The organism is Sporosarcina sp. P18a (assembly GCF_002743135.1).
In the GTDB taxonomy this organism is placed as follows: domain Bacteria; phylum Bacillota; class Bacilli; order Bacillales_A; family Planococcaceae; genus Sporosarcina.
This window is the reverse complement of sequence record NZ_PDYQ01000001.1, coordinates 1,151,478-1,178,280: the sequence shown is the minus strand read 5'-3', so window position 1 is coordinate 1,178,280 and position 26,803 is coordinate 1,151,478. Positions and strand designations below refer to the sequence as shown.

The window sequence follows — 26,803 nt, the reverse complement described above, 5'->3', positions numbered from 1 at the left end:
GGTGTCTAAATCCTCCTTGCCTATCATAGGATGTCGTATGGAATATACACGTTCCATAGACATTGCAAAATAAGGAGGAAATATCGTGAGTCCCTTGAAAGTATCATCTCGCTCAAATCCGAACTCAGTAGCAGGAGCATTGGTTGCAGTTATCCGTGAACAAGGCTTTGCCGAGATCCAAGCGGTCGGTGCTGGTGCATTAAATCAAGCAGTAAAAGCAATTGCTATCGCAAGAGGATTCGTAGCACCAAGTGGAGGCGATCTAGTTTGCGCACCTGCCTTTACCGATATCGAAATCAACGGAGAAGCTAGAACAGCGCTCAAACTTTTCGTTGAAAAAAAGGAACGTAAGTAGAATACAAAAGACCACGATTCCATTTGTGGTCTTTTTTTCATGACAAACCAGCGACATTTTTCCGCTTTGCTGTCATATCATACAAAAGTTCAGTATAATAACATTAGGTATGCTTATTTCCCGATAAGTAATAGAAAGGGGCTTCTGCAATGAATGAAGAACAGCGCTTGCAAGCTGGACTCGTAACAAATGACAAATCGAAACGAGACATTATAGAAAAAGACTATAGCAAATATTTCGAGTCTGTGTATAGCGGGCCTTCTCTAAAAGACGCAAAAAAACGCGGGAAAGAAGAAGTGGAATATCACGATAACTTTCAAATAGATCAGCGCTTTAAAGGAATGGGACAAGGTCGTAAATTCTTTATTCGAACATTTGGTTGTCAAATGAACGAACATGATACGGAAGTAATAGCTGGTATTCTCATGGCATTAGGATATGATGCTACTGAAAATGTAAAAGAAGCTGATGTCATACTACTCAATACATGTGCAATCCGTGAAAATGCGGAAAACAAAGTGTTTGGAGAATTAGGGCATTATAAACCACTCAAACTGACAAACCCAGATTTACTAATCGGAGTATGTGGCTGCATGTCACAAGAAGAATCTGTTGTAAATAAAATCTTAAAAACGTATGATCAAGTGGATTTGATTTTCGGAACACATAACATCCATCGCTTGCCAAATATCTTACATGAAGCGTATATGTCTAAAGAGATGGTCATTGAAGTGTGGTCCAAAGAAGGCGACGTGATCGAGGATTTGCCAAAAGTCCGTCACGGTAAGATTAAAGCATGGGTGAATATCATGTATGGATGCGATAAGTTCTGTACGTACTGTATCGTGCCATATACGCGCGGTAAAGAGCGTAGCAGACGCCCAGCAGATATCATTCAAGAAGTTCGCCAATTAGCCGCACAAGGGTATAAAGAAGTTACCTTACTAGGGCAAAATGTAAATGCATACGGAAAAGATTTCGGTGATATTACGTATCGTCTAGGTGATCTGATGGATGAGTTACGGTTAATTGATATCCCAAGAATTCGCTTTACTACAAGTCATCCTCGCGACTTCGACGACCATTTGATTGAAGTCCTAGCAAAGGGTGGGAACTTGGTAGATCATATTCATTTGCCTGTACAATCGGGCTCATCTGAAATGCTGAAGATTATGGCTCGTAAATACACGCGAGAAAGTTATTTAGAACTGGTGGATAAAATTAGAACCGCAATACCTAATCTATCACTCACAACGGATATTATCGTAGGCTTCCCAAATGAAACAGAAGAACAATTTCAGGAAACGATGTCTCTGTATCGTGAAGTTGGTTTTGATATGGCGTTTACATACATTTATTCACCACGCGAAGGTACGCCAGCGGCTAAGATGCAAGATAATATACCAATGGAAGTGAAGAAGGAACGCCTGCAACGTCTTAACAAGCTAGTGAACGATATGTCTGCTGCAGCAATGAAGCCTTACGAAGGACAAATTGTTAAAGTGCTAGTTGAAGGGGAGAGTAAAAGAAATCCCGATGTACTGGCGGGCTATACAGAAAAAAGTAAACTAGTGAATTTTGTAGCGCCGCGTTCTGTAATTGGTGAAATTGTAGAAGTTCGTATTAAAGAAGCAAAATCTTGGTCACTCAATGGTGAATTCATTGGAGTAGTCCAACAAGAAAAGGTGATGGGATAATGGAGAAGAAGTTTACGAAAGATGAAATTATAGAAAAAGCACGCGATTTGGCACATATGTTGGCAAACACGGAAGAAGTAGAGTTTTATAAACGTGCAGAAGCACAAATCAATGAAAACCAAAAAGTACGTGAGAAAATTGCTAGTATGAAATCTCTTCAAACCCAAGCAGTGAATTTCCAAAACTACGAAAAAGAACGAGCGTTAAAAGCGATCGAAAAGAAAATTGAACAAGTTCAAGGTGAAATTGATGCGATTCCATTGGTTCAAGAATTTAAACAGTCACAAGATGAAGTGAATAACTTGCTTCAATTGGTTTCAAATACGATTGCAAACAGCGTGACGGATGAGATTATCGAGTCTACTGGCGGCGATCTATTACGTGGTGAAACAGGATCATACGTAGAGAATACTCAAAAAAAATCACTTTCTTAAATAAAAAATCGGTTAAGGATAAAATTCCTTGCCGATTTTTTTCAATTTCTGGGCAGCTGTTGCATAGGATGGATAGAAGCCAAAGAAGGAGGAAGAAAACTGAAAAACTTACGACAAATTGTAACGAAAGCTGTTATTGCCAAAGGAAAGCATCGTTCGGAAACAACTGAGCTGCTGAAGCCACCTAATCGTCCTTCCAGCATATTGGGTTGCTGGGTGATCAATCACACGCAACAAGCAAAGAAAGTCGGCTCGCATGTGGAAGTAACAGGTAGTTTCGACGTGAATGTTTGGTACTCACATCATGATCATTCTAAAACGTCCGTCTTTACTGAATCGATTCCTTATAAGGATAAAATCGCATTGCATTACCGCGATGAGCCGACATCTGCTAAAGAAGAAACGATTGTCACGGTATTACAGCATCCCAACTGTACAGAGGCAAGTATTTCTGAATGCGGTCAAAACTTCTCAATATCCATTGAGAGAGAATTATTGGTTGAGATGATTGGTGAAACAAAAGTCTCTGTAACCATCCATCCTCATCCATATGATGAAGATTGGCCGATACTAGAATCAGAATCTTCGTCTATTGTGATGGAGGAAAAAAAGAATAATGAAGTGCCGAATAAAGAAAGACCACACCAACCGCCACAACGTAAAGATTCACCATTCTAAAAGCCGGGATTCACCGGCTTTTTTTATTTGTTTTTTTTACGTTGAGTAGAAGAATATGATGCAGGTCAAGTGAGTTTTGCAATAATAAATGTAGTCTATAGATAGGAGGAGATCCTATGGTAAAGATAAAATGGCTTACACTTCTATCTGTAATGACACTACTGACAGGATGCGCGACAGGAAATGAAATTCAAACTCTTACAGCTCCTTCACCCGAACAAAAATTAATGGCCAATGCGCAAGGTCTGACATTCCTAATGGTAGAACATCAATACGAGGAAGGAACGCCGTTGTTCCGCACGATATTAAAGAATGACAGTCAAACCGTTTATGAATATGGTGAATACTATCAAATAGAAGTAAGGAAAAATGACAAATGGTACACTCTGACACATTCTGATTCCGTATTCTATGAAAATCCAAAATTTACTAATTTGGGTAATTTGCTTTCGCCAGGAAAAGATACTCAACATTCCTTTTCTGTAGAAACCATTGGAGTGACACTCATCCCCGGTCAGTATCGCTTAGTGAAAATCTTTTTGAAACCTGTCGCACCCTATTATACAGTAACACTTGCTGTGCCATTTATAGTGACTTCCAAACACGAATTAGAATGATTGCGGTAGATAGATATAGATAATTATAAACTATTTCAGCTAATCAAAAGCTAAGATAGTTTTCATAAAGAGAGATATTTAGTTGATTACCTATGTCTATTCTCCTTTTACAATTACTTCAACCCCTTTTGATTCGTTAACTCCTAGGGTGTTTGGTATAATGTATAGAAAATGAGCGAGAAAAAGAGGGTTTACCATGTCTGAACATACACCAATGATGAAACAATATTTGAAAATTAAAGAGCAACATACAGACGCATTTTTATTCTTCCGTTTAGGGGACTTCTATGAAATGTTTTTTGAGGATGCCGTCAACGCATCTGCATTATTAGAAATCACGTTAACGAGTAGGGATTCTGGCGCAAGGGAACGGATACCTATGTGCGGCATACCTTATCACTCCGCAACTGGATATATTGAAACATTAATCCATAAAGGTCATAAAGTAGCAATATGTGAACAAATGGAGGATCCGCGCAACGTAAAGGGAATTGTGAAACGTGAAGTTGTGAAAGTGATTACACCTGGGACATTAACAGAAGGTAAAACAATTGATGTTGAAGCCAATCATTTTATCGGTGCTATCGATAGCTTGGGAAATCAATGTTATGCATTGGCGTACCTTGATGTTGGCACTGGAGAAGGAAAAGTAGAGTTGATTAAAGGAAGCGAGCGCACGTTACTAGCGGAAATAGAAGCTCTTAGCATGAAGGAAATTGTTGTGGATCAACAACTTCATGTGATGTTGGCGGAACTGTTTGAAAGCCGCGAAATCATGCTTTCAATAGAAGATACGGAGCATTCAGGATCCATTGCTCACGATACATATGAGCATCTGCCAGAAGAGTTGCAGGAATCTTGCCGTAAATTACAATCATATCTACTCCGTATGCAGAAGATGGTTTTTGGTCATATTCGACCTTTCATCTATATAGAGAAAGATGCAAAGTTATCGATTGATGCGAACTCGATGCGGAATTTAGAACTCGTGCAAACTATTCGTTCGGGCAAAAAAGAAGGCACGTTGTTCTGGGTGCTTGATGAAACCGTTACAGCGATGGGTGCGAGGAAATTACGGATGTGGATTCACCAGCCTCTGGCGCAGCGCCAAGCGATTGAAGAACGTCTAGAAACGGTAAACAACTTACTGGATGAGTATTTTTTGCGTGAAGAATTACTGGAAGAATTGCAGGATGTATATGATGTAGAACGTCTTGCGGGAAGAATTTCTATGGGCAGTGCAAGTGCACGTGATCTTGCACAGTTACGAAACTCACTGTCGCATATACCGAAACTAAAACAATTGCTTGAAGAATCAAAGCGACCGATGTTACAGCGATTTGCTGATCGAATGGATCCTTGCGGGGAAACATACCAATTGTTGACGGATGCTATTGCAGTAAACCCACCGATATCCAGTAAAGAAGGTGGACTCATTCTAGACGGCTATCATGAAAAGCTGGACGAACTTCGTAATGCATCTCGTAACGGAAAGACATGGCTAGCGCAGCTGGAGCAAAAAGAGCGGCAGCTAACAGGAATTAAAACGTTGAAGATCGGTTATAATCGGATTTTTGGATATTATATTGAAATAACCAAGTCCAATATTCATTTAGCTGACTTATCACGCTATGAGCGTAAGCAGACACTCGCGAATGCGGAGCGATATATAACAACGGAACTAAAAGAAAAAGAGGAACTGATTTTAAATGCGGAAGCAGATAGCCAGACATTGGAACTTGACTTGTTTCAGTCGATTCGTGAACAAGTGAAGGGCGATGTGCAAAGAATTCAACAACTGGCCTCTGTAATTAGTGAACTAGATGTTTTGCTGTCATTTGCTAAAGTATCCGAAAAGAATCAATATGTCCGACCAGAATTTCATACAGGAAAGGCTGTTGACATTCAAAATGGCCGACATCCAGTTGTAGAGAAAATGATGAGCCATTCATTATATACACCGAATTCTTGTACGCTAGCTGAAGATGAAAATATGTTACTCATAACCGGTCCGAATATGTCTGGTAAAAGTACGTATATGCGCCAAGTCGCTTTGACCGTAGTGATGGCTCAAATCGGTTGTTTCGTCCCTTGTGAAAAGGCTATACTGCCTATTACAGATCAAATCTTTACACGAATTGGAGCCGCAGATGATGTGGCGTCTGGACAGAGTACATTCATGATGGAAATGATGGAGTCTCAATATGCATTGGCCCATGCTTCGTCCCACAGCCTATTGTTATTTGACGAGATTGGGCGCGGAACGTCCACGTATGACGGGATGGCACTCGCACAAGCGATGATGGAGTATATTCACGAAGAAATCGGTGCTAACACATTGTTTTCTACGCATTATCATGAGCTGACACAACTAGAAAACGTTTTGGATCGGTTGTTGAATGTCCATGTCGCGGCGAAAGAGCAAAATGGTAAAGTCGTGTTTTTGCACAAAGTACTACCAGGAGCAGCTGATCGAAGCTACGGGATTCATGTCGCTGAACTTGCGGGCCTTCCTGCAGAAGTGGTTGGACGTGCAAAAACCTTATTACAACGATTTGAGGAAGACAGCTCACCAAAAGGTGTGTCTTCGGTTTCGGAGCAGTTGGCTTTGTTTGAGACAGATAGTGAACCGACGCTTTCAGCGGAAACTCAAAAATTACTTGATGAAATTGAAGCAGTCGATTTGATGAATATGACACCTATGCAAACTATGCAAAAAATAATGGAATGGAAAGAACGCTTGACAACAGAGAAGAAGGGGTGAAGCGGATGAATCAAATTCACATCATGGAAGACACACTGGCCAATAAAATTGCGGCGGGGGAAGTGGTGGAACGTCCTGCTTCTATCGTCAAGGAGTTAGTGGAGAATGCGATTGATGCGCAAAGTACCAAGATAGAAGTATCTCTTATTGAGGCAGGTTTAACTTCGATTCGTGTGACCGATAACGGCAAAGGGATGTCTGAAGAAGACGCGATCCGCTGTTTTGAAAGGCATGCTACCAGTAAAATATCTAATGAGCATGATCTATTTCGAATCCGTACACTTGGCTTCCGTGGAGAAGCATTAGCAAGTATCGCTGCAGTATCAAAAGTATCGTTATGGACCTCGGATGGTGTTGAAGGGGCTGTAGTGGAAATTGAAGGCGGTAAAGTTCTGAAATATGAACCAGGAGCATTACGAAAAGGTACAGACTTTCACATACAACATGTATTCTTTAATACACCGGCACGTTTGAAATATATGAAAACAATTCAGACGGAACTTGGACATACGATAGATTTATTAAATCGATTAGCACTAAGTCATCCTACTATATCCTTTACATTAACTCACGATCATCATGAAATTCTTAGAACATCGGGTTCAGGAGACTTATTACGGGTATTATCAGATATATATGGTGTCGCGGTTGCACGTAAAATGATACCGTTTCAAAAAGAAGATGCTGATTTCAAAGTGAAGGGTTTTATTACACTTCCTGAGATGACACGCGCATCAAAAAACTATATTTCACTTCTAATGAATGGCCGTTGGATTAAAAGCTATGCAGGGACACAGGCAGCTATCGATGCGATGCACACGTATTTGCCGATTGGAAGGTTTCCGATTGCAGTCATTGATATTACAGCAGATCCCATTTTAACAGATGTTAACGTTCACCCTGCGAAGCGCCATATCCGTATCAGTAAAGAAGGCGAATTATTTTCTTTGATAAAGGAAGCCATCAAAGAGGCTATTCAAGGAGTCACTATTATTCCCGACGCAGTAAAAAAAGAAAAGCCTATAAAAAGAGACTCAGAGCAGCAGACAATTTGGACGCCACCTTATCGCCGGCCGGAAGTAACGATTCCGTTACATGAACATGAAACTCAGCCAACCATTACGCCTGTGGAAGAACCTATTATAGAACAACCTTCACCTGTCTTTCCTGAAGCCGTTTTTGAGGCGCGGGAAGAATCAGTGCCCGAAGAGCCTGTCGTTGAGCAGAAACAGCAGGAGATGAATCATTTTCCTTCCATTGTACCTGTAGGACAAGTTCATGGGACATATATAGTGGCACAAAATGAAGATGGATTTTATTTGATTGATCAGCATGCAGCGCAAGAGCGAATCAAATATGAATATTTTAAAGTGAAGCTCGGTCAGGTGGATGCGGGTGAACGTCAGCAATTGCTTTTGCCACTTGTTTTTCACTACTCGGCTGATGAGCAAGTGAAGATCGAAGAGTGTAAGAGTGTACTAGAAGAAGTCGGGGTGTTTTTGGAAGCGTTCGGTCCAGCGACATATACAGTGAAAGAGTATCCCTCATGGTTCCCTGAAGGACAAGCTACTTCGATTATAGAAGAAATGATTGAGCAAGTACTCGAGAAACGCAAAGTAGATGTCGAGAAATTGCGTGAAGAAAGTGCAATAATGATGAGTTGTAAAAAATCTATCAAAGCAAATTATTACTTAAGACAAGAAGACATGGAACGACTGCTCACTGATCTAGGGGCTTGTCATAATCCCTATACATGTCCACATGGTCGTCCGGTATTGATTCATTTTACAACGTATGAATTAGAGAAAATGTTTAAAAGAGTGATGTAACAGTGCGTATCAGAGAGGAGCGATTATATGTTTTCTACATTAGAAAGATCAAGCAGAATTCAGGACTTGAGAACCTTTTCATTCGATGTATTAGTTATCGGTGGAGGAATTACAGGTGCGGGTATCGCATTGGATGCGGCTGCTAGAGGATTTTCGGTTGCCCTAATTGATATGCAAGATTTTGCGGCGGGTACATCTAGCCGTTCAACAAAGCTGATACATGGTGGTTTGCGTTATTTAAAACAACTAGAAGTGAAAATAGTAGCAGAAACGGGAAGGGAACGGGAAATCGTCTTCCGTAATTCTCGTAATATCACGAAGTCCAGACCGATGCTATTGCCGATCTATCAAAAAGGAACGTATGGCAAGTACTCTACTTCTGCTGGACTTCTCATTTACGATTTACTAGCAGGTGTTAAGCCCACTGAACGACGTGAAATGCTAACGAAAGAAGAAACGGCCGAACTTGAACCATTACTGAAAAAGGAACGGTTAAAAGGTGGCGGGCATTATGTGGAGTATCAGACTGATGATGCGCGTTTGACGATTGAGGTACTAAAGAAAGCGGCAGAAAAAGGTGCGCTTTGCCTGAATTATATGAAGTGCGAACAATTCAACTTTGAGAAGGATCGTGTCGTGGGAGCGGTCTTAAGTGATCAACTAACCGGTGAACGATTCTCCGTAGCGGCTTCTATGGTGATCAACGCATCGGGTCCATGGGTTGACGAGTTGCAGAAGAAAATCAACAGCAAGCAAACGAAACAATTGCATAGCACAAAAGGCGTCCATATCGTAGTAGATCAATCTATTTTCCCGTTACAGCAAGCAGTATATTTTGATAACTCAGATGGCCGGATGTTATTCGCCATTCCACGGGATAATAAAACGTATATTGGTACGACGGATACATTTTATACGGATAATAAACAGCATCCGATAGCGACAGAAGATGACATACACTACATCATCGATGCGGTTCGCGAAACCTTCCCAAGTATTCATTTGCAACGTCAACATGTGGAATCTACATGGGCTGGAATCCGCCCATTGATTGCACAAGAAGGCAAGAATGCATCTGAAATATCACGAAGAGATGAATTGTGGGAAACAGTTCCTGGAATGCTGACGATTGCAGGAGGAAAGTTAACAGGCTACCGACAGATGGCGGAAGTCGTAGTGGATCGAATTGATGAACAGCTAGAAAAACCATCTATCAAGCGATGTGAAACAAAGAATATCGCTGTTTCAGGAAGCGATTTCATAGATGATGAAGCTTTAAAACAATTTATTGATCTGCAAGCTACAAGAGCACCATTGTTCGGCTTAACTTCACAGCAAGGAGCACGTTTGGCTTCATTTTACGGAAGAAATAGTGATCAAGTGTTCCAATTCGCCCATGCGATTTCAGCGGAAGAGAATAACTTGCCAATAAGTTTACGTGCAGAAATTTTATATAGTATTCATTGCGAAATGGTCACATCGCCAAGTGATTTCTTTATCCGTAGAAAAGGGGATTTATATTTCCAAATTGATGTGGTGGAATCATTGGCGACACAAGTAACAAACTACATGGCAAAGTTACTGCACTATACGGAAAGCGAGAAAACCATCTATGAAAATGATTTAAAAAATGCGGTTGCGGAAGCGAAAGGAAGTGCAAGTTCATGACAGATCAATGGATAGAAATGCGTGACGGCACTAAAGTGTATAGTATAAGTTATATACCTAAAACAAATCCGATTGGCCGTGTGCATATCATTCACGGACTGGCTGAACATAGCCGTCGCTATGAACGATTCGCACAGTACTTGCGATCACAAGGGTATGTCGTGACGTTGCATGACCAGAGGGGTCACGGTAAGACAGCTGTAGAAAACGGCTATGTATACGGCTATCTGGGTGACTCTGCTTCCTTCGATCAATTGGTAGACGATGCGTTTGAAGTGAATCAATCCTATAAACAGCAATACCCCGAGCTTCCGGTAGTACTAATCGGACATAGTATGGGCTCGTTCGTTGCAAGACGTTATATCCAACTATACGGTTCAACGATTAGTAAAGTGGTCTTATTGGGTACTGGGACCAATTCCGAACTCATGGCACATGCTGCGATTGCATTAGCTACGTACAGAGAAAATACGTTACCTAAAGAGCAACCGGATGAGTTTTTGAATGGTTTGGTCTTTGGCAATTACTCCAAACAATTTCCTGATGAAGGGGAATTTGCATGGTTATCACGCAATGTAGAAAGTGTAACGGAATATCAAGCAGACGAAGCATGTGGATTCGTGCCTACTGCACAAATGTTTCGTGTATTGCTAGAAGGATTAAATTCTTTGGAAGCGCCCGAATTCTTATTGAACATTCCAAATGAACTGCCGATATTATTACTCTCAGGTACAGATGATTTAGTAGGAGACCGTGCGAAAGGTGTTTGGAAAGTAGCCAAACAATTTGATAAAGCGAATCAACAGCAAGTCACTGTCGTGCTCTATGAAGGCGGAAGACATGAAATGCTTCAGGAAACCAACTATAAACATGTGTATACGACTATCGTAGAATGGATGAAACGACATGAACCTACCCGTTGATGTACTAGCAGTCGTAGGACCGACTGCTTCAGGGAAGACAGCACTTAGCATAGCACTTGCAAATTCATTTAATGGGGAAATCATTAATGGAGATGCCATGCAAGTATACAAAGAATTAGATATCGGTACAGCAAAAATACATCGTTCTGAAATGCAAGGAATCCCGCACCATTTCTTTGATGTAAAAGAACCAACCGAATCGTTTTCGGTAGCGGAATATCAACAAGCAGTCAGACAATGGATAGCGGATATTCAATCTCGCGGAAAACTACCTATTATTGTCGGTGGTAGTGGTATGTATGTTCAGTCCGTTTTGTTTGATTATCGATTTACAGAACAAGCGGCTGATCCTGCAGTGCGAGCGCGCTTAGAACAGGAACTTGAATCAAAAGGCGCGGATGTATTACATGCACGACTTGCAGAATTGGATCCGAAAAGTTCGGAAAAAATACACCCAAATAACCATAGACGTCTAGTACGTGCGCTAGAAATCCTTGAAGTGACAGGTCAAACAAAACAAGATCATGAACAGCAGCAAGGGAATCAACCCATGTACCATTCTTTAATTATTGGATTAGATCTTCCGCGAGAATTACTGTATAAACGAATCGATCTGCGTGTGGAACAAATGGTTCAGGCGGGATTGTTCAATGAAGTAAAGCAACTCTGGAATAAAGGAATTCGTCAAACCCAATCAGTACAAGCGATAGGTTATAAAGAACTCATTTCCTACTTTAACGGACAATTGACAAAAGAGCAGGCAATAGAGGCGGTAATGAAAAACACACGTAATTACGCAAAGAGGCAGCTGACATACTTCCGTAATAAGTTGCCTGTCCAGTGGGTAGATGCTAATCAGTCAGAGGAAGAAATTTTTCAAACAACCTGTAAGATAATAAAGGATTTTGAGAAGTGAGTATGGAATAACTACATAACAGTGACAAGGAGGCAATTGAATGGCACAAGGAAATATGCAAGATACGTTTTTAAATACTTTACGGAAGAATAACACATTTGTTACGATTTTTTTATTAAATGGTTTTCAGTTGAAAGGTCTAATTAAGTCGTATGATAATTATACGGTTCTACTGGAAACTGAAGGTAAGCAACAACTTATTTATAAGCATGCGATTTCCACATATTCTCCTGCAAAACCAGTAATTTTAAAAGATGAACTATAAACAGGCGCTTGCCTGTTTTTTTGTTGTCTTTCGTTTGGTATATAGACTCCATCTGCTAAAATAGGATATGACAAAATGAAATGAGGTACTACACATGCAAATTACTCCCATTAATGAAGAATTACTAACTAGATCACAAGAAGCGGAAGAACTAATCGCTCCGTATGTGAAGACGGTAGAAGAAATTGCGTTTTTTAACCAAAGAAAAGTCTTACAAGCATTCAAACAAAATCATGTAAGCGACTTTCATTTATCGGGCTCAACTGGGTATGGCTATGATGACAGCGGTCGTGATGTATTGGAAAAAGTATACTCAGATGTATTCGGTGCGGAAGACTGTCTCGTAAGAAATCAAATCATCTCCGGCACACATGCAATTACGATTAGCTTGTTTGGAATATTGCGCCCGGGTGATGAACTTCTATATATCACAGGTAAACCATACGATACGTTGGAGTCTATCGTTTCGGGAAATGGCAAAGACACAGGTTCACTAGAGGATTTTCAAATTTCTTATCGGCATATTGATTTGAAAGAAGATGGCTCTGTTGATTTTGAAAAAGCAAAAGAAATGATTTCATCGAAGACGAAAATCGTGGCGATTCAACGTTCTAAAGGCTATTCAAGCAATCCATCATTCAGAATCCATGAAATTGAAGCGATTATTAAGGAAATCCGCAACATGAAAGAGGACGTTGTAATCTTTGTAGATAATTGCTATGGAGAATTCGTGGAAATGAAAGAGCCTGTTGAAGTTGGAGCAGATCTTATGGCGGGCTCACTCATTAAAAATCCAGGTGGTGGACTTGCCAGAACAGGTGGTTATATAGCCGGTAAGAAAGACTTGGTTGAGAAGTGTGCATATCGTATGACATCTCCCGGTCTTGGGGCTGAAGCAGGAGCCTCTCTCGATACGTTACTGGAGATGTATCAAGGTTTCTTCTTGGCACCACACGTAGTCAGTCAGGCCGTTAAAGGTGCGCTATTCACATCCGCATTTTTAGGCAGCTTTGGTATGGACACGACTCCGCATTACAGTGAGCTTCGAACAGATTTAATTCAATCCGTGAATTTTAAGAACGCTAAACAAATGATTGCATTCTGCCAAATGATTCAGCAAAATTCACCAATCAATGCCCAATATGCACCGGAGCCTTCCTATATGCCTGGTTATGCTGATGACGTCATCATGGCCGCGGGAACGTTCATTCAAGGCTCTAGTATTGAATTGACAGCTGACGGTCCGATTAGGCCACCATATACGGCATATATTCAAGGAGGATTGACTTACGAGCATATAAAATCCGCAGTACTAGATTCTATGGAACAATTACTTGAAAAGAAATTGGTATAAAGAAAAAAGTGTATCGAAAACCTATTGAGGTTTCTCGATACACTTTTTTGATCATTAATGAATCATACGGAATACACCGATCACTTTTCCTAGTATAGAAACTTGATCTACAATGATTGGCTCCATAGAGGAGTTTTCTGGTTGGAGTCGGAAATAATCTTTCTCTTTAAAGAAACGTTTGACTGTTGCCTCATCTTCTTCTGTCATAGCCACGACAATTTCACCATTACTTGCGGAATGCGTTTGTCTGACAATCACGCGGTCTCCGTTTAGGATGCCCGCTTCGATCATGCTATCCCCTACAATCTCCAACATGAAGACTTCATCCTCAGATGAACCGAATGTATCCGGCAAAGGAAAGTACTCTTCAATATTTTCAATCGTCGTAATTGGATTACCTGCTGTAACTTTACCGATCAACGGTACATGCATAACACCACTTTTTAACTCGTCCAATCCCTCTGGATCCAATATTTCAATGGCGCGAGGTTTTGTCGGGTCTCTCCGTATGAAACCTTTACTTTCGAGTCGTGATAAATGACCGTGGACCGTAGAACTTGATGCAAGACCGACAGCTTCTCCAATTTCACGAACGGAAGGGGGATACCCTTTTAAACGTACTTCTTCTTTTATAAACGCAAGTATTTCTTCTTGTCTCTTTGATATTTTCTTCAACAGATTCACCTCTTCTACTAGTTTGCAAGCAATGGAATACTGAACCACTATTTTGAATATAGTATAACATGTGTTCGATTACTAATCAAACAAAGGTTCTAATTTCACTTGACATAGAATCATATGTTCTCTTATAATTAAGAACAGGTATTCCGAACATGTATTCTAAAAGCGTAAATTAGAGGAGGAGTTATGATGGAGATTATTAAAGAATTTATTAAAAATAATTATTATTTTGCAGTATTATTAGTAGTTTGTGTATCATTTGCTTGGGTTCAATTCGATAAAATGGCTGAGGAAGATCACTATATGGAGATCGTTATTAATGAAGGAGATACACTGTGGCAGTTGGCTTCTAATTATTCGGAAGATATACCAACTACTCACTGGATCGAACAGGTACGTTCTTTAAATGAATTACCTACGGATCAAATCGTTTCAGGTGAATTACTGCGTGTGCCTGTTAAAATTAACAAACAAACAGATATTCGAGTAGCTGAAATAGGAGTGGGATCTAAATAATGGAAAAGAAATGTGTAATATACTGCCGAGTAAGTACGGAAAAAGAAACACAAGAACAATCTATTGTAAGGCAGCAAGAAGAACTAGAAAAATTAGCTGCTGAATTATCATATGATTGCGTTGGAATCTATACAGATCGTCAGAGTGGATATGACATGGATCGTGAAGGTCTTCTGTCCATGTTGGATCGAATTCAAAACGGTTCAGTGGATGCAGTATTCATTCAAGACGAAACACGATTAGGGCGGGGCAATGCAAGAGTCGCGATATTGCATGTAATTGCCAAAAGTGAAACGATCGTGATTACCAATCATTCAAACGGTACGATAGAATTGAATGAAATGGACTCGATGTTGTTGGAAATTCTGGCAATCGTAGAAGAATACCAACGCAAACTACATAATGCAAAAATACGTAGAGGGATGAAGCGTGCTGTTGACAGGGGCTATGATCCATCGAAGAATTTGCGAAATATTGACCAAGGAGTGGGGCGTGAAAGACTTGAGCTTCCGATAGAAGAAATTGTCTCGCTTCGTAACAAAGGTCTTACATATGAAGAAATTGCAAACGTGTTAAATGGATTAGGTCATGCTGTCAGCAAGGCCACGGTTCATAGAAGATATAAAGAGTTTATGGCACAAGAACACTAATAGGTTGCACTTTTCCTCCAGGTTGTTTACATTTTATTAAACGACTAACTTATGGAGGTTTTTAAAGATGCTCTCAGAAAAGAAAATAAAACGTATTAATGAATTGGCAAATAAAAAGAAAACAACAGGATTATCGATCGAGGAAGCAAAAGAACAGACCCAGCTCAGAAAGGAATACTTGGAAACATTCCGTTCCAGTATGCGTGAAACTATCGAATCGGTCAAAGTAATGGATCCAGAAGGAAATGACGTAACACCTGAAAAAGTCAAACAAGCTAGAGCGAATCAAAAACCACTAAATTGATGATAGGTAAAGGATTAACATTGTAATTAACCGTGGAATTGACTACACTAGAGAAGGAATATGTACTATAAAACACTCATATGAGACAGGACGGAAAGGATGTACAGCATGACCGAAAAAATCGATCAACTGGCAATAACGACAATCCGAACATTATCAATCGATGCGATTGAAAAAGCAAATTCTGGTCACCCCGGATTACCGATGGGCGCAGCACCGATGGCTTATACACTATGGACGCAACATTTACACCACAATCCATCAAACCCACAATGGTTCAATCGTGATCGCTTTGTACTTTCGGCAGGACATGGCTCGATGTTACTCTATAGCTTGTTGCATTTAAGTGGCTATGGTCTGACGATTGATGACTTGAAAAATTTCAGACAATGGGATTCAAAGACACCAGGACATCCGGAATATGGACATACAGTGGGAGTTGAAGCAACTACTGGACCACTTGGACAAGGAATTGGTATGTCTGTAGGTATGGCAATGGCTGAAAAACATCTTGCAGCAACGTATAACAAGCCAGGTTTCGATATTGTAGATCACTACACATATGCACTTTGTGGAGATGGTGATTTGATGGAAGGTGTAGCAGCAGAGGCAATCTCGATGGCAGGTCACCTTCAGTTAAACAAACTAATCGTACTTTATGACAGTAACGATATTTCTTTAGATGGCGATTTGGATATGTCATTCTCTGAGAACATTAGAAAACGCTTTGAATCATATGGCTGGAACTACGCACGAGTAGAAGACGGCAATGATACAAAATCAGTATCTGATGCAATCGAAAAAGCAAAAGGCAATACCGGTGGGCCAACAATCATTGAAGTGAAAACTGTGATCGGCTATGGTTCACCAAACAAATCTGGTAAAGCAGATGCACACGGTGCGCCATTAGGTGAAGATGAAATGGCACTTACGAAAGAGTATTACAAGTGGACATTCGAAGAGGACTTCCACGTTCCTGAAGAAGTCTATGACCGTTTTAATTCAGCAACGGATCAACTGGGTGTTCAGTCAGAGCAACAATGGAATGATTTATTCGCAAGCTACGAAAACGAGCATAAGGAATTGGCGGCACAGTTTAAACAAGCAATTGCAAATGAACTGCCAACTGATTTGAAAGAACAAATGCCAGTTTATGAAGCGGGTGCTTCTGTAGCGACTCGTTCAGCATCCGGTGAGTCAATCAATGCATTAGCGAAAGCAGTTCCAGCTTTATTCGGCGGTAGTGCGGACCTTGCAGGTTCAAACAAGACGACGATTAAGAATGCAGGTGATTTTACTGTAGACAACTATGCGGGCCGTAATATATGGTTTGGCGTTCGTGAATTCGCGATGGGGACGGCTTTAAACGGCATGGCTCTCCATGGCGGGGTGAAAGTGTTTGGCGGAACATTCTTCGTGTTTAGTGATTATGTACGTCCTGCTATTCGTCTGTCCGCATTGATGGGCTTACCTGTGACTTATGTCTTCACACATGACAGCGTGGCGGTCGGTGAAGACGGACCTACTCATGAACCTGTGGAGCAATTGGCTTCATTACGTGCGATGCCTGGATTGTCTATCATCCGCCCTGCTGATGGAAATGAAACATCTGCGGCATGGCATATTGCTACCACTTCAAAAGACACGCCAACTGTCCTAGTATTGTCTAGACAAAACCTTGAAGTATTGCCTAAATCACAAGAACTTGCGATGGAATATGTACCAAAAGGTGCGTATGTCATATCATCTGCTACTAAAGAGCAAGCGGACGGTTTACTACTTGCAAGTGGCTCGGAAGTAAGTCTTGCGGTTGAGGCACAGAAAGCTCTTAAAGAGCAAGGTATCGACGTTAGTGTTATCTCCATGCCTTCTTGGGATCTATTTGAGAAGCAGGATCAAGCATATAAAGATTCTGTTCTGCCAAAGAACATCAAGAAAAGAGTGGCGATTGAGATGGGCGCTTCTCTCGGGTGGCATAAATACTCAGGCGATGAAGGAACTGTCATGGCAATCGATACATTCGGTGCAAGTGCACCAGGCGACTTAGTCATTGAAAAGTATGGCTTTACGGTTGAAAATGTCGTGAAGGAAATGACAAATCTAGTAAATAAATAAACTGACCTAACGCACGGCTTTTATTAAAGAGCCGTGTGTTTTTTTGCGCAGCTTTACGACAATAAAAGTGAGGAAGTTTTCCGCAAACTGACACGATTTACAAAGGACAAGTTCTATGATAGATAGTAGGAGGTGTTCTTTATGAGGAAGTATGAAATTTTTAAAATTAAGTCAGCGTATCAATCCTTCATAATGGGGCGTGAACGTTTATTATTTGAGCTACTAACAGTAGGTCCTTCTACGAACTATCATGAAATTGAATATTTATGTGATCAATTAAATCAAAGAGAACTAGATCATATCATTCAGAATAACTTGGCGAAAAGTTTTGATGAACTGGATTCATATCATAATGAATACCGTTTGACACACTTAATCAAAGGAGAAGTCTTCATCAAAATGGGTGCGCATAGTATACAAGTGTATTGTCAAGGATCACGGATGTTGGATCTAGATTTATTTGTAGCGCTATCCTCTTCAACAGATCGTTTTTTTGCCGTGATGAATGAACAGGAAGAATGTGGGTGGCTCAAACCACTTAAACACTCTGAACGCATGATACTAGAAAATTCGATGATGTAAAAACTTCCGCACAATTTGCATACAGTCATTGCTATTCACTGCTGCTATGTTGTATAATCCTTCTTGGTAGTATGTAATCGAACTATTTTTATGAGGGAGGTTTGGCAGTAATGACTTTATGGATAGCAATTTTATTGATCGTCGTCGCTTTGATCGGCGGAGTAGCTCTCGGCTTTTTCATAGCACGTAAATATATGATGAATTATTTGAAGGACAATCCGCCAATTAATGAACAAATGTTACGTATGATGATGATGCAAATGGGACAGAAACCTTCTCAAAAGAAAATTAATCAAATGATGGCTCAAATGAACAAGGTTCAAGACAAGCCAGCCAAAAAAAAATAAAGTAAAACTCCGTGATTAGCAAATTCGCTAACACGGAGATTTTTTATTTTCTATTATATTGTCATGAATATAAACGGAAGCGATTCAAAAACCTTTGAACCGTTTGTAAATATTCATCGGGGTTATCATTGTACGATTTGGCATGTGCTCCTTTCGCAAAAAGCTTCATCATTTTATCGCCTTCTTTTAATTCGTATAACTCTTCCGTCATTTGGGGCAAAATGAACGTGTCTTCCATGCTGTGGATGAATAACACGGGTTTATCAATAAACTTCATCACTTCGCGGGGGGAAACCGCCGCTGAAGTATAGCCATCACGAATTTTTAAAAATAAATTGGCGATTCGCAAACTCATAGAAGTCTTAAACGGCATCTCCGTACGAATGATATGCAATAGTTGCTCTGAGAAATCCGAGAATGGACAATCGGCTATATAGAAATCTGCCTCATCTTCATAGGTACCTGCGTACAAAAGCGTAGTGGCGGCTCCCATGGATTCACCGTGTATGCCAATTAAAGCGCGCTTACCTACACGTTTACGAACAGCTGTTACAACTTCTTTCAGATCCATTTTTTCATAGAATCCAAAACTTGTTGTTTTTCCACCAGAGTCACCATGCCGCCGATGATCAAAAATAACAGAATTAAATCCTAAACGTTCAAACAGACGTGCATATTTGATGGAATTCACTTTGTTTTCTGTTACGCCATGGCAAATGACAACCGTCCGCGTTGTATCCAAAGGCCGCAAGAAAATCGCGCGTAAGTTATAGCCGTTAGGTGAAGGGATCCAAATGTCATCTTTTCTTATAGTTTCAAACCACTGACGATCAAAGCGTTTAGCAATCATCTCGCGCTGCAAAATAACTTCTGAGTCTTTGGTTTTTAAATACATTAGACGATTAGTGACAAGTATCCCGAAAAATGTTAGAAGCGCTGTAAAAACACTTGACGTGATACCGAAAATATACATTACTCTACGTCTCAACAAAATCCTCCTTCCTATTTACTATTTTCTCCTATATAAGTTATACATGGCTGTTTCAATAGGACGTGATAGATAAGGTGCAACTTCATCCACTGCTGCACATATTTTGTCCATATCAATCCCTGTTTGCATAGAGGCGTAAATATTAGCCAACCCAAATTTATAGGTATCATGGAAATGTGCTGTGAGCAAAATGTCTGGAAATTGCTTTTTCAGTTCATGAAACAGAGTAAAACTGGCTAAAGGATTTGCCATACCATCAGTATCTACCACACTTAATTCATCTACACCCATATCGACAAACTTCTTACAAAGAGCTAGAGTTTTTTCAAGTGGAATGAAACCTTTATACGGACAGTGAAATGCTGGAGAAATACAGGATCTCACAAACTGATGATTATTTTTGAGCCGATTGATAATTGGCCGTAGCGTCTCCGTGCTTTCTGTAGTGGATTGATTGATATTATGTTGGTTGAATGTATCACTTACGCCTACAAACACCGTCATACTATCTGCACCAGCTTTTAGGGCATTCTCCACACCATGTGCATTCGGTGTGAGAACAAGTTGCCTGCCTTGTTTGCTTACCCGATTCATAATTTCTTCGGAGTCTGACATTTGAGGAACCCACTTAGGCGATAATAAAGATGTAACTTCCATTTCATGTATACCTGCCCGCTGTAAAGCGTGTATAAAAGCTAATTTTTAATCAGTTGGGATACTGTTTTTTTCATTTTGTAAACCATCGCGTGGTCCAACCTCGATTAACGTTACGTTCTTTGGTAAACTATACATAAACATCCCTCCTTCAATCTATTGTACGTAAAATAAGTGAATAAGGGCAATGTAAAAACCTTGTCAATTAACTTGATATAACAATAATATGCAACTCTTTATCAAATAGAAAGTAGTGATTAGTATGTCAAAAAAACAACGAAAAGTATCAAATAATCGGAGCAACCATATCGTAGATGATTCTGCAACTTCACTTTCAGATTTAGTAAGTGATGATATGTTAGCTAAATTAAAAGGAATGAAACGGGAGATGAAAGTGGAAGAAGAAATAAAACTAGAACAAGAAAAAGAAAAACGCATTCAAGAGCGAAAAGAACGTGAAAAAAATAAAAGTTTTGAAGAATTACTGAAGGAATACGGATATGACGGAACAAAGTATTGAGAATACTAGAACAGTAGGTGTGGGAATAGGTATACTAGTCATATAAATATTTGATAAAAAGGTTTTTTACACAGGAGATGAAGAAATGAAGTTTTTGTATATTACGTATCATAAGAAACTACATCTTCAAATAGAACTTATATCCGAAAGCCATTTGAAACGTGTTCATTCAGCACCTATTGAGCATGCAATTGTTTATTGGTTGCAAAAAAATCTAGAAACTGTTGAAACAGTAGATTCTATTATATCTTATGATTTACCAAAAGAAATGGTAGAAAGTTTTTATACTACATTATTAGATGCGCATACGGAAAAATCCAAGGAGTCTCCAAGGCCCTGGAAATTTTTGCCGAACCCAACTGACGAACAGTATATGTTTCCGATTGCGCAATATGAAAAAGAATACGGGATCACGTATTATGAATCTATATACAAATACATAACGGTTCTCGGGGTCATATTAAATATATTTGACTTTGAATCTAATCAATTAATTATATACATTCGATAACATAGAGGAATGTATCCAGGGGGATGTAAGATGAAACAGCTCGATGTTAAGCTTTATGAGTATTTACTAGCAAAGCTACCTGAAATTACAACTTCTTGGCTAGCAATGAGAAAAGTGGAAAAAAACTCTATTTATTCGATAACTGCACATCCAGAAATGGAAGAAACACTTCGGGAACAAAATAAACTCACAAATTTAACAGTCATCAGTAGTTTACTTGATGATCCTGAAATCTTTGAGAAGAATAAAATAAAATGGGCAGCGGTTGTCGCTCGTAGCAGAGTGAAAAGTAATACACCTATAGAAGATGTAATTCAAGCTTTGAGTAATGTTCGTTTAACATATTGGCGCTTCGTAAAAGAATTTTATTTGGTCCATAAAGACGAAATTACAATTGATGATTATATGCGCTGGAGTGAAACCATTAATAATGCATTTGATCGGATCTACATTAGTTTCGCAGAAGCCTACAATGAATATATTAGTGGCAAGTTCGATATCCAACAAAGCTTAATTAATGAATTAAGCTCTCCCGTCATCAAAATTACTGACGAAATTGGCGTGGTACCGCTAATTGGAGAGTTGGATGAACTGCGTGCACAAAGTATGTTGGAAAGCATTCCAGAGAAAAGTTTAGAGTCTGGTATTGAACACTTATTCATTGATTTATCAGGTGTGACCGTTATTGATACACATGTAGCCCAGCAGATTTTTCAAGTGACAAAAGTGTTATCTCTATTAGGAACGAGATGTACAATTACGGGCATTTTACCGGCAATTGCTCAAGCATCGACAGAGCTTGGTTTAGACTTTAAAAATATTCAAACATTTAGTTCTTTACAATTAGCATTTCAAAAAGAATTTTTAATTGTAGAGCAGTAAAAAACCAAGTCACTTATAAAGTGACTTGGCTTTTTAGGTTTTATTTATGTTTTTCTTGAAAATCCAGCATGAATTTCTGTAGAGCCTGACAAGCTTCAAATGGTACTGCGTTGTAAGTAGAAGCACGACATCCGCCTACGGAACGGTGACCATTCAGCCCAACGAATCCCGCCTCTTTAGCCTCTTCTAAGAATTGTTTTTCCAACTCTTCATCCGCTACACGGAACGTGATGTTCATTAATGAACGACTTCCTTTTTCAGCATGTCCTGTATAGAAACCGTTGCTGTTATCGATCGCGTCATAGATCAGATTCGCTTTTTCTTCATTGCGCTCTGCAATCTTCTCTATGCCGCCTTGTTGTTGCATCCAACCAAGAACTTCACCCAACATGTAAATACCGAAAGATGGGGGAGTATTATATAAAGAGTTACTTGATGAATGTGTTTGGTATTTCAAAATAGTTGGAATTTCACTATTCGCTTTGTCCAACAAGTCTTTGCGGATAATCGCAACTGTAACGCCCGAAGGTCCGAGGTTTTTTTGTGCACCTGCATAAATCATTCCGAATTGACTGACGTCAAGTGGTCTTGACAGAATATCACTAGACATATCTGCTATTAACGGAACATTTCCAGTAGAAGGGAACTCATGGAATTGGGTGCCGAAAATCGTGTTATTTGAAGTGATGTGCACGTATGCATCCGTCTCTTCAAATGTAATTTCATCAGAAGAAGGGACGCGATTATAATTTGTATTTTTTGTAGAAGCTGCTTCGTATACTTCACCGATTGTCTTTGCTTCTTTAAGTGCTTTATCTGACCATGCACCAGACATAATGTAGCTAGCTTTTTTCCCTTCTGATAAGAAATTCATTGGCACCATTGCAAATTGTAGACTAGCTCCGCCTTGCAAGAATAGTACTTCATAGTTTTCAGGAATTGAGAATAAAGAACGTAAACGCTCAATTGCTTGATTATGTACTTGTTCATAGGTAGCACTGCGGTGACTCATTTCCATAATAGACATTCCAGATTCTTTGAAATCCACTAGTTCAGCTTGTGCTTTTTCAAGAACTTCGCGTGGAAGTGCGGATGGACCCGCGTTAAAATTATAGACAGACTTTTGCTCAATCAAAAAAATCACTCCTTCATTAGTTTACAACTCTAAAGTAAAGTATATATGAAAAATCATACATGGGGAATAGCTAACTGCCAATTCGCAACAATTCGTCCAATCAATTAAGAGGGTAGTCTTGTTTGTTTCGGTGAGAAATAGGGTAAATTGAAATCAAGTAGCTACTACATAGTGATGTAAAGTTCAGCTCACATAAAGCCGAAACGAGGGAGATAGTATGAAAACAGATGGACGCAGAAAAAGTTCAAATGTAGAGGATCGAAGAGGAAGGAGTGGCGGAGGCGGTGCGATTGCATTAGGCGGGGGTGGTCTTGGAATTATTGGTATTATATTATTTCTCATTTTGGGTGGAAATCCAACAGACTTATTAGATAATAGTTCAGCAGTCCCTGATCAACCATACGTGGAAACTGCACAAGATAAAGAATTGGCGGATTTTGTTTCGGTAGTGCTTGCAGATACAGAAGATATTTGGTCGGAGCTATTCGCTCAACAAGGAATTCAATATGAGAACCCTAAGTTAGTTCTTTATTCGGGACAAGTGGATACAGCTTGTGGCTACGGAAGTGCAGCTGCAGGGCCATTTTATTGCCCGGGTGATCAAAAACTGTATATTGACTTAGCATTTTATAATGAATTACAGAGTTCATTTAAAGCGCCAGGTGATTTTGCCATGGCCTATGTAGTAGCCCATGAAGTAGGGCATCATGTGCAAACGCTCCTTGGAATTTCAGATCAAGTGATGCCACTACGTCAAAAAATGAGTGAAAAGGAATTTAATAAATATTTAGTGAGATTTGAATTGCAAGCAGATTATTTTGCGGGAGTCTGGGCACATCATGCGAAAGGACGAGGATACTTGGAGCAAGGGGATTTACAGGAAGCAATTACTGCCGCGAGTGCGGTTGGTGACGATACGATTCAAAAACGCGCGAGAGGGTATGTTGTACCGGAGAGTTTCACACACGGTACAGCAAAACAACGAATGTACTGGTTCGAACGTGGTTTCGAATTAGGAACTATTGACGGTGGAGACACGTTTAATCAAACGGAAAAATAAAACTCGCGAACGTCATTCTTTTCGAAGTGACGTTCGCGAGTTTTTATTTTGTTGCAGCTATAGCGGGTTCAGCTGGAATAATTCCTTCTTTCTCCTTGCGTAATCTTTTAATATCCACTCGAATGAGCAAGGAAATTATTAGAGCCACAGCGAACAAGCCGGCGAAGAATAATAAGCTGCTTTCGTAACTGCCTGTTGTATCTTTCATCCATGCAGCAAACATCGGTCCAGCCACTCCAGCCGCAGACCATGCGGTCAAAATATAACCGTGGATGGCCCCAAGTTGTCTCGTTCCAAAAATATCACCAATATATGCCGGGATTGAGGCGAACCCCCCTCCATAACATGTATAGATTACGGCTAGAATCACTTGGAATATAATTGCGTTCGTGGTGAATGGTAAAATGGAAAATAGGACAAGTTGAATGACAAAGAACGTGGTATACGTATTGGGACGACCGATATAATCCGAAATCGCAGCCCAACCAAGTCTACCGGCCCCGTTAAAGATCCCTAGCACACCAACTAATGCGGCTGCCTGAATAGTCGTCATGCCAATACTATCAATCGCCATTGGTTTGGCAGCCGAGAGAATGGCGATACCGCAAGTCACATTAATAAACAACATTAGCCATAAATAATAAAAGCGTTTTGTTTTAACTGCTTGATTTGCTGTCAATTGAGAAAGATCTTCTTTAACTTCCGTTTTCCCTAAACGAATTTTTTCAATAAATCCAGGTGGTGCCCATCCTTCTTCTGGTTTTTCTAGATACAGGGAAGAAAGTAACATAATTAAGAAATATGATACACCGAGAATATAAAAAGTGTTCTGTAATCCGACATTGCTGATCAAGTATTCCATGATCGGACTACTGATGGCTGCAGCAAATCCAAATCCCATGATGGCTAGTCCCGTTGCTAGCCCTCTGCGATCGGGGAACCATTTGACGAGTGTAGAAACGGGTGCAATATATCCTACCCCTAAGCCAATTCCACCTAGCATACCGTAAAAAATATACAGCATAGGTAATGAAGACATTCCTACTGCGAGTCCGGAACCTGTCACGCCCACTCCGAAGAACACAGCTGCAAGTAACCCTGCTTTTCTTGGACCATATTTCTCTACAAAATGGCCTAAAAAAGCAGCTGATAAACCAAGAAATAAAATGGCTATACTAAACGTCAGCTGTACTTGGCTTGTGGTCCATCCAAACTCTTCAATGAGTGGATTAGTGAAGTTACTCCAGGCATAAACAGATCCGATAGAAATGTGAATACCTACTGCAGATAATGCAATCAGCCATCTGTTCTTCGTTTTTTTCATCCGTAATCCTCCCTTTTTTAAAAAATTCCAAAACTCTAATTCCAGTACCTAAAACCTTGACTAATCGGTATTGTAAAAGAATAGTTGTCATACTATTCCGTCATCATATGACAATAAAAGGAAGCCGATTAAACAATTACTGGAATGTAAGTTAGGATTAAGGAGTATATTATTAGCAATTCATAAAATTGTCAATATTGCTTTTTCATGTAGTCGATAAAAGAGTCGTAGAATCCATAACGATCCTTTCAGGATGTGTGTACACGTTAAAAGATCTTCCACGAATGAATCCGATCGTCGTTATTCCTAGATCCTCTGCTAAACGTAAAGCTAATTCAGTAGGTGCGGACTTTGATAATACAATTTCACAACCAATTTTAGCGACTTTAAGTAATATTTCGGAGGAGATTCGTCCGCTGAACACAATGATTTTATCTCGCACAGAAATATCGTTCCTCAGACAGTGTCCATAAATTTTATCTAACGCATTATGGCGGCCGATATCCATACGGGATAATAATAATTGATCTGGAGCGCACAAAGCAGCATTGTGTACACCACCAGTATGGCGGAACATTTCCGCTTGTTCTTCCATTTGATGCATCAAGGAAAATATTTGTGAAGGGATCAGTTGAACAGAAATACTATCCATCTTTTTTGCTGTTAGTGCATCATTTGCAAAGATGTACCCTTGTCTGCTCATGCCGCAACAAGATGTGATATACCGTTTATTCTGCAATTGTTCAAAGAAAGGGTAGACTTTATCTGTATTGACATAAATGAAGCCATTTTCAAGATCAAGTCGAATATCATTGATTTGTTCCCGCTTAGGTACGATTCCTTCTGAAGCCAAGAAACCAACAGTCATATCCTCAATATATTCGGGAGTACATACGATCGTCGCAAATTCTTTGTGGTTTAGTTTAATTGTGATTGCATATTCAACAGCGACTTGATCTGCTTTTTCAAAAACTTTTCCATCCTGAAATCGAATAATGGATCGTTGTTGTTGCTGTTTCATCATCTTTTCT

General features: G+C 39.8%; 28 protein-coding genes. 22 read left to right on the top strand and 6 right to left on the bottom strand.

The window, feature by feature from the left end:
- The first annotated feature begins 85 nt into the window (after window positions 1-85).
- From CSV75_RS06015 to CSV75_RS05960, 12 genes are all read left to right on the top strand, one after another.
- Window positions 86-355, top strand: a complete 270-nt coding sequence (locus CSV75_RS06015) for a stage V sporulation protein S (protein WP_099630978.1) — start codon at window positions 86-88, stop codon at window positions 353-355.
- Between the two features lie 149 nt (window positions 356-504).
- Entirely contained in the window at window positions 505-2,052 is a 1,548-nt protein-coding gene (miaB, locus tag CSV75_RS06010) for a tRNA (N6-isopentenyl adenosine(37)-C2)-methylthiotransferase MiaB (RefSeq protein ID WP_099675099.1), read from the top strand.
- The gene (locus CSV75_RS06005; protein WP_029053137.1) at window positions 2,052-2,486 is read left to right on the top strand and encodes a YlbF/YmcA family competence regulator; all 435 of its coding nucleotides are present in this window, start codon (window positions 2,052-2,054) and stop codon (window positions 2,484-2,486) included. The genes miaB and CSV75_RS06005 overlap by 1 nt, the downstream gene beginning before the upstream one ends.
- A 48-nt stretch (window positions 2,487-2,534) precedes the next feature.
- Window positions 2,535-3,164: an outer spore coat protein CotE gene (cotE, locus tag CSV75_RS06000; protein WP_369825354.1), complete on the top strand. Its 630-nt coding sequence runs from the start codon at window positions 2,535-2,537 to the stop codon at window positions 3,162-3,164.
- Between the two features lie 116 nt (window positions 3,165-3,280).
- Window positions 3,281-3,781 (top strand): immunoglobulin-like domain-containing protein, encoded by a 501-nt coding sequence (locus CSV75_RS05995; RefSeq protein WP_099675098.1) that lies wholly within the window; start codon window positions 3,281-3,283, stop codon window positions 3,779-3,781.
- A 196-nt stretch (window positions 3,782-3,977) separates the two neighbouring features.
- Complete coding sequence (gene mutS, locus CSV75_RS05990; protein ID WP_099675097.1) at window positions 3,978-6,545, top strand: DNA mismatch repair protein MutS; 2,568 nt, start codon at window positions 3,978-3,980, stop codon at window positions 6,543-6,545.
- A 5-nt stretch (window positions 6,546-6,550) separates the two neighbouring features.
- On the top strand, window positions 6,551-8,374 hold the full coding sequence (gene mutL / locus CSV75_RS05985; protein WP_099675096.1) for a DNA mismatch repair endonuclease MutL: 1,824 nt from the start codon (window positions 6,551-6,553) through the stop codon (window positions 8,372-8,374).
- A gap of 27 nt (window positions 8,375-8,401) precedes the next feature.
- Window positions 8,402-10,042 carry a glycerol-3-phosphate dehydrogenase/oxidase gene (locus CSV75_RS05980; protein ID WP_099675095.1) on the top strand — a complete coding sequence of 547 codons (1,641 nt, stop codon included), beginning with the start codon at window positions 8,402-8,404 and terminating at the stop codon, window positions 10,040-10,042.
- Entirely contained in the window at window positions 10,039-10,965 is a 927-nt protein-coding gene (locus tag CSV75_RS05975) for an alpha/beta hydrolase (RefSeq protein ID WP_099675094.1), read from the top strand. The genes CSV75_RS05980 and CSV75_RS05975 overlap by 4 nt, the downstream gene beginning before the upstream one ends.
- Window positions 10,949-11,881 carry a tRNA (adenosine(37)-N6)-dimethylallyltransferase MiaA gene (gene miaA / locus CSV75_RS05970; RefSeq protein WP_099675093.1) on the top strand — a complete coding sequence of 311 codons (933 nt, stop codon included), beginning with the start codon at window positions 10,949-10,951 and terminating at the stop codon, window positions 11,879-11,881. The genes CSV75_RS05975 and miaA overlap by 17 nt, the downstream gene beginning before the upstream one ends.
- Before the next feature lie 40 nt (window positions 11,882-11,921).
- Window positions 11,922-12,146, top strand: coding sequence for an RNA chaperone Hfq (gene hfq / locus CSV75_RS05965; RefSeq protein WP_099630989.1), 225 nt, complete (start codon window positions 11,922-11,924; stop codon window positions 12,144-12,146).
- A gap of 94 nt (window positions 12,147-12,240) precedes the next feature.
- Window positions 12,241-13,500 carry a methionine gamma-lyase family protein gene (locus CSV75_RS05960; protein ID WP_099630990.1) on the top strand — a complete coding sequence of 420 codons (1,260 nt, stop codon included), beginning with the start codon at window positions 12,241-12,243 and terminating at the stop codon, window positions 13,498-13,500.
- A gap of 54 nt (window positions 13,501-13,554) precedes the next feature.
- On the opposite strand, the gene lexA is transcribed toward CSV75_RS05960, so the two are convergent.
- Window positions 13,555-14,175, bottom strand: a complete 621-nt coding sequence (gene lexA / locus CSV75_RS05955) for a transcriptional repressor LexA (protein ID WP_099630991.1) — start codon at window positions 14,173-14,175, stop codon at window positions 13,555-13,557.
- A 195-nt stretch (window positions 14,176-14,370) separates the two neighbouring features.
- Here lexA and yneA point away from each other — a divergent pair, with 195 nt between their 5' ends.
- The 6 genes from yneA to CSV75_RS05925 all read left to right on the top strand — a co-directional run bounded on the left by yneA (window position 14,371) and on the right by CSV75_RS05925 (window position 18,695).
- Entirely contained in the window at window positions 14,371-14,697 is a 327-nt protein-coding gene (gene yneA / locus CSV75_RS05950) for a cell division suppressor protein YneA (protein ID WP_099630992.1), read from the top strand.
- Window positions 14,697-15,347, top strand: coding sequence for a YneB family resolvase-like protein (locus CSV75_RS05945; protein ID WP_099672234.1), 651 nt, complete (start codon window positions 14,697-14,699; stop codon window positions 15,345-15,347). The genes yneA and CSV75_RS05945 overlap by 1 nt, the downstream gene beginning before the upstream one ends.
- A gap of 67 nt (window positions 15,348-15,414) precedes the next feature.
- Window positions 15,415-15,651: a DUF896 domain-containing protein gene (locus CSV75_RS05940; RefSeq protein WP_099630993.1), complete on the top strand. Its 237-nt coding sequence runs from the start codon at window positions 15,415-15,417 to the stop codon at window positions 15,649-15,651.
- A gap of 108 nt (window positions 15,652-15,759) precedes the next feature.
- Window positions 15,760-17,766 (top strand): transketolase, encoded by a 2,007-nt coding sequence (tkt, locus tag CSV75_RS05935; protein ID WP_099635981.1) that lies wholly within the window; start codon window positions 15,760-15,762, stop codon window positions 17,764-17,766.
- Between the two features lie 141 nt (window positions 17,767-17,907).
- Window positions 17,908-18,348 carry a sporulation inhibitor of replication protein SirA gene (sirA, locus tag CSV75_RS05930; RefSeq protein WP_099675092.1) on the top strand — a complete coding sequence of 147 codons (441 nt, stop codon included), beginning with the start codon at window positions 17,908-17,910 and terminating at the stop codon, window positions 18,346-18,348.
- Window positions 18,349-18,458: 110 nt separating this feature from the next.
- On the top strand, window positions 18,459-18,695 hold the full coding sequence (locus tag CSV75_RS05925; protein WP_029053123.1) for a YneF family protein: 237 nt from the start codon (window positions 18,459-18,461) through the stop codon (window positions 18,693-18,695).
- A 61-nt stretch (window positions 18,696-18,756) separates the two neighbouring features.
- Here the strand turns inward: CSV75_RS05925 and CSV75_RS05920 are convergent, their stop codons facing one another.
- Together CSV75_RS05920 and CSV75_RS05915 are read right to left on the bottom strand one after the other, a co-directional pair.
- Complete coding sequence (locus tag CSV75_RS05920) at window positions 18,757-19,683, bottom strand: alpha/beta hydrolase (RefSeq protein WP_099630996.1); 927 nt, start codon at window positions 19,681-19,683, stop codon at window positions 18,757-18,759.
- Window positions 19,684-19,704: 21 nt separating this feature from the next.
- Window positions 19,705-20,376, bottom strand: a complete 672-nt coding sequence (locus tag CSV75_RS05915; protein WP_369825353.1) for a beta/alpha barrel domain-containing protein — start codon at window positions 20,374-20,376, stop codon at window positions 19,705-19,707.
- 226 nt (window positions 20,377-20,602) lie between these two features.
- On the opposite strand from CSV75_RS05915, the gene CSV75_RS05910 reads away from it, so the two are divergent.
- The 3 genes from CSV75_RS05910 (at window position 20,603) to CSV75_RS05900 (ending at window position 22,253) form a co-directional block, all read left to right on the top strand.
- Window positions 20,603-20,860, top strand: coding sequence for a YqkE family protein (locus CSV75_RS05910; protein WP_099675091.1), 258 nt, complete (start codon window positions 20,603-20,605; stop codon window positions 20,858-20,860).
- Window positions 20,861-20,945: 85 nt separating this feature from the next.
- Window positions 20,946-21,371: a hypothetical protein gene (locus CSV75_RS05905; RefSeq protein WP_099675090.1), complete on the top strand. Its 426-nt coding sequence runs from the start codon at window positions 20,946-20,948 to the stop codon at window positions 21,369-21,371.
- A 30-nt stretch (window positions 21,372-21,401) separates the two neighbouring features.
- Window positions 21,402-22,253, top strand: a complete 852-nt coding sequence (locus CSV75_RS05900) for an STAS domain-containing protein (RefSeq protein WP_099675089.1) — start codon at window positions 21,402-21,404, stop codon at window positions 22,251-22,253.
- A 40-nt stretch (window positions 22,254-22,293) separates the two neighbouring features.
- Here CSV75_RS05900 and serC read toward each other — a convergent pair whose 3' ends face one another.
- Window positions 22,294-23,388 (bottom strand): 3-phosphoserine/phosphohydroxythreonine transaminase, encoded by a 1,095-nt coding sequence (gene serC / locus CSV75_RS05895; protein WP_099675088.1) that lies wholly within the window; start codon window positions 23,386-23,388, stop codon window positions 22,294-22,296.
- Window positions 23,389-23,605: 217 nt separating this feature from the next.
- On the opposite strand from serC, the gene ypfJ reads away from it, so the two are divergent.
- Window positions 23,606-24,448 (top strand): KPN_02809 family neutral zinc metallopeptidase, encoded by an 843-nt coding sequence (ypfJ, locus tag CSV75_RS05890; RefSeq protein ID WP_099675087.1) that lies wholly within the window; start codon window positions 23,606-23,608, stop codon window positions 24,446-24,448.
- A 43-nt stretch (window positions 24,449-24,491) separates the two neighbouring features.
- Here ypfJ and CSV75_RS05885 read toward each other — a convergent pair whose 3' ends face one another.
- Both CSV75_RS05885 and fdhD read right to left on the bottom strand, forming a co-directional pair.
- Window positions 24,492-25,772: an L-lactate MFS transporter gene (locus tag CSV75_RS05885; protein WP_099675086.1), complete on the bottom strand. Its 1,281-nt coding sequence runs from the start codon at window positions 25,770-25,772 to the stop codon at window positions 24,492-24,494.
- Between the two features lie 205 nt (window positions 25,773-25,977).
- A complete protein-coding gene (fdhD, locus tag CSV75_RS05880; RefSeq protein ID WP_099675085.1) occupies window positions 25,978-26,796 on the bottom strand; it encodes a formate dehydrogenase accessory sulfurtransferase FdhD in 819 nt (272 codons plus the stop codon).
- Between the last annotated feature and the right edge of the window lie 7 nt (window positions 26,797-26,803).

What these genes read in the sequence shown, in the direction of transcription:
- miaA (WP_099675093.1), top strand. Translation starts at nt 10,949, where the DNA reads ATGAACCTACCCGTTGATGTACTAGCAGTCGTAGGACCGACTGCTTCA.
- yneA (WP_099630992.1), top strand. Translation starts at nt 14,371, where the DNA reads ATGGAGATTATTAAAGAATTTATTAAAAATAATTATTATTTTGCAGTA.
- CSV75_RS06005 (WP_029053137.1), top strand. Translation starts at nt 2,052, where the DNA reads ATGGAGAAGAAGTTTACGAAAGATGAAATTATAGAAAAAGCACGCGAT.
- CSV75_RS05945 (WP_099672234.1), top strand. Translation starts at nt 14,697, where the DNA reads ATGGAAAAGAAATGTGTAATATACTGCCGAGTAAGTACGGAAAAAGAA.
- CSV75_RS05885 (WP_099675086.1), bottom strand. Translation starts at nt 25,772, where the DNA reads ATGAAAAAAACGAAGAACAGATGGCTGATTGCATTATCTGCAGTAGGT.
- CSV75_RS05900 (WP_099675089.1), top strand. Translation starts at nt 21,402, where the DNA reads ATGAAACAGCTCGATGTTAAGCTTTATGAGTATTTACTAGCAAAGCTA.
- fdhD (WP_099675085.1), bottom strand. Translation starts at nt 26,796, where the DNA reads ATGATGAAACAGCAACAACAACGATCCATTATTCGATTTCAGGATGGA.
- CSV75_RS05940 (WP_099630993.1), top strand. Translation starts at nt 15,415, where the DNA reads ATGCTCTCAGAAAAGAAAATAAAACGTATTAATGAATTGGCAAATAAA.
- CSV75_RS05925 (WP_029053123.1), top strand. Translation starts at nt 18,459, where the DNA reads ATGACTTTATGGATAGCAATTTTATTGATCGTCGTCGCTTTGATCGGC.
- sirA (WP_099675092.1), top strand. Translation starts at nt 17,908, where the DNA reads ATGAGGAAGTATGAAATTTTTAAAATTAAGTCAGCGTATCAATCCTTC.
- CSV75_RS05995 (WP_099675098.1), top strand. Translation starts at nt 3,281, where the DNA reads ATGGTAAAGATAAAATGGCTTACACTTCTATCTGTAATGACACTACTG.
- CSV75_RS05960 (WP_099630990.1), top strand. Translation starts at nt 12,241, where the DNA reads ATGCAAATTACTCCCATTAATGAAGAATTACTAACTAGATCACAAGAA.
- mutL (WP_099675096.1), top strand. Translation starts at nt 6,551, where the DNA reads ATGAATCAAATTCACATCATGGAAGACACACTGGCCAATAAAATTGCG.
- CSV75_RS05910 (WP_099675091.1), top strand. Translation starts at nt 20,603, where the DNA reads ATGTCAAAAAAACAACGAAAAGTATCAAATAATCGGAGCAACCATATC.
- miaB (WP_099675099.1), top strand. Translation starts at nt 505, where the DNA reads ATGAATGAAGAACAGCGCTTGCAAGCTGGACTCGTAACAAATGACAAA.
- CSV75_RS05905 (WP_099675090.1), top strand. Translation starts at nt 20,946, where the DNA reads ATGAAGTTTTTGTATATTACGTATCATAAGAAACTACATCTTCAAATA.
- ypfJ (WP_099675087.1), top strand. Translation starts at nt 23,606, where the DNA reads ATGAAAACAGATGGACGCAGAAAAAGTTCAAATGTAGAGGATCGAAGA.
- tkt (WP_099635981.1), top strand. Translation starts at nt 15,760, where the DNA reads ATGACCGAAAAAATCGATCAACTGGCAATAACGACAATCCGAACATTA.
- CSV75_RS05980 (WP_099675095.1), top strand. Translation starts at nt 8,402, where the DNA reads ATGTTTTCTACATTAGAAAGATCAAGCAGAATTCAGGACTTGAGAACC.
- CSV75_RS05975 (WP_099675094.1), top strand. Translation starts at nt 10,039, where the DNA reads ATGACAGATCAATGGATAGAAATGCGTGACGGCACTAAAGTGTATAGT.
- hfq (WP_099630989.1), top strand. Translation starts at nt 11,922, where the DNA reads ATGGCACAAGGAAATATGCAAGATACGTTTTTAAATACTTTACGGAAG.
- mutS (WP_099675097.1), top strand. Translation starts at nt 3,978, where the DNA reads ATGTCTGAACATACACCAATGATGAAACAATATTTGAAAATTAAAGAG.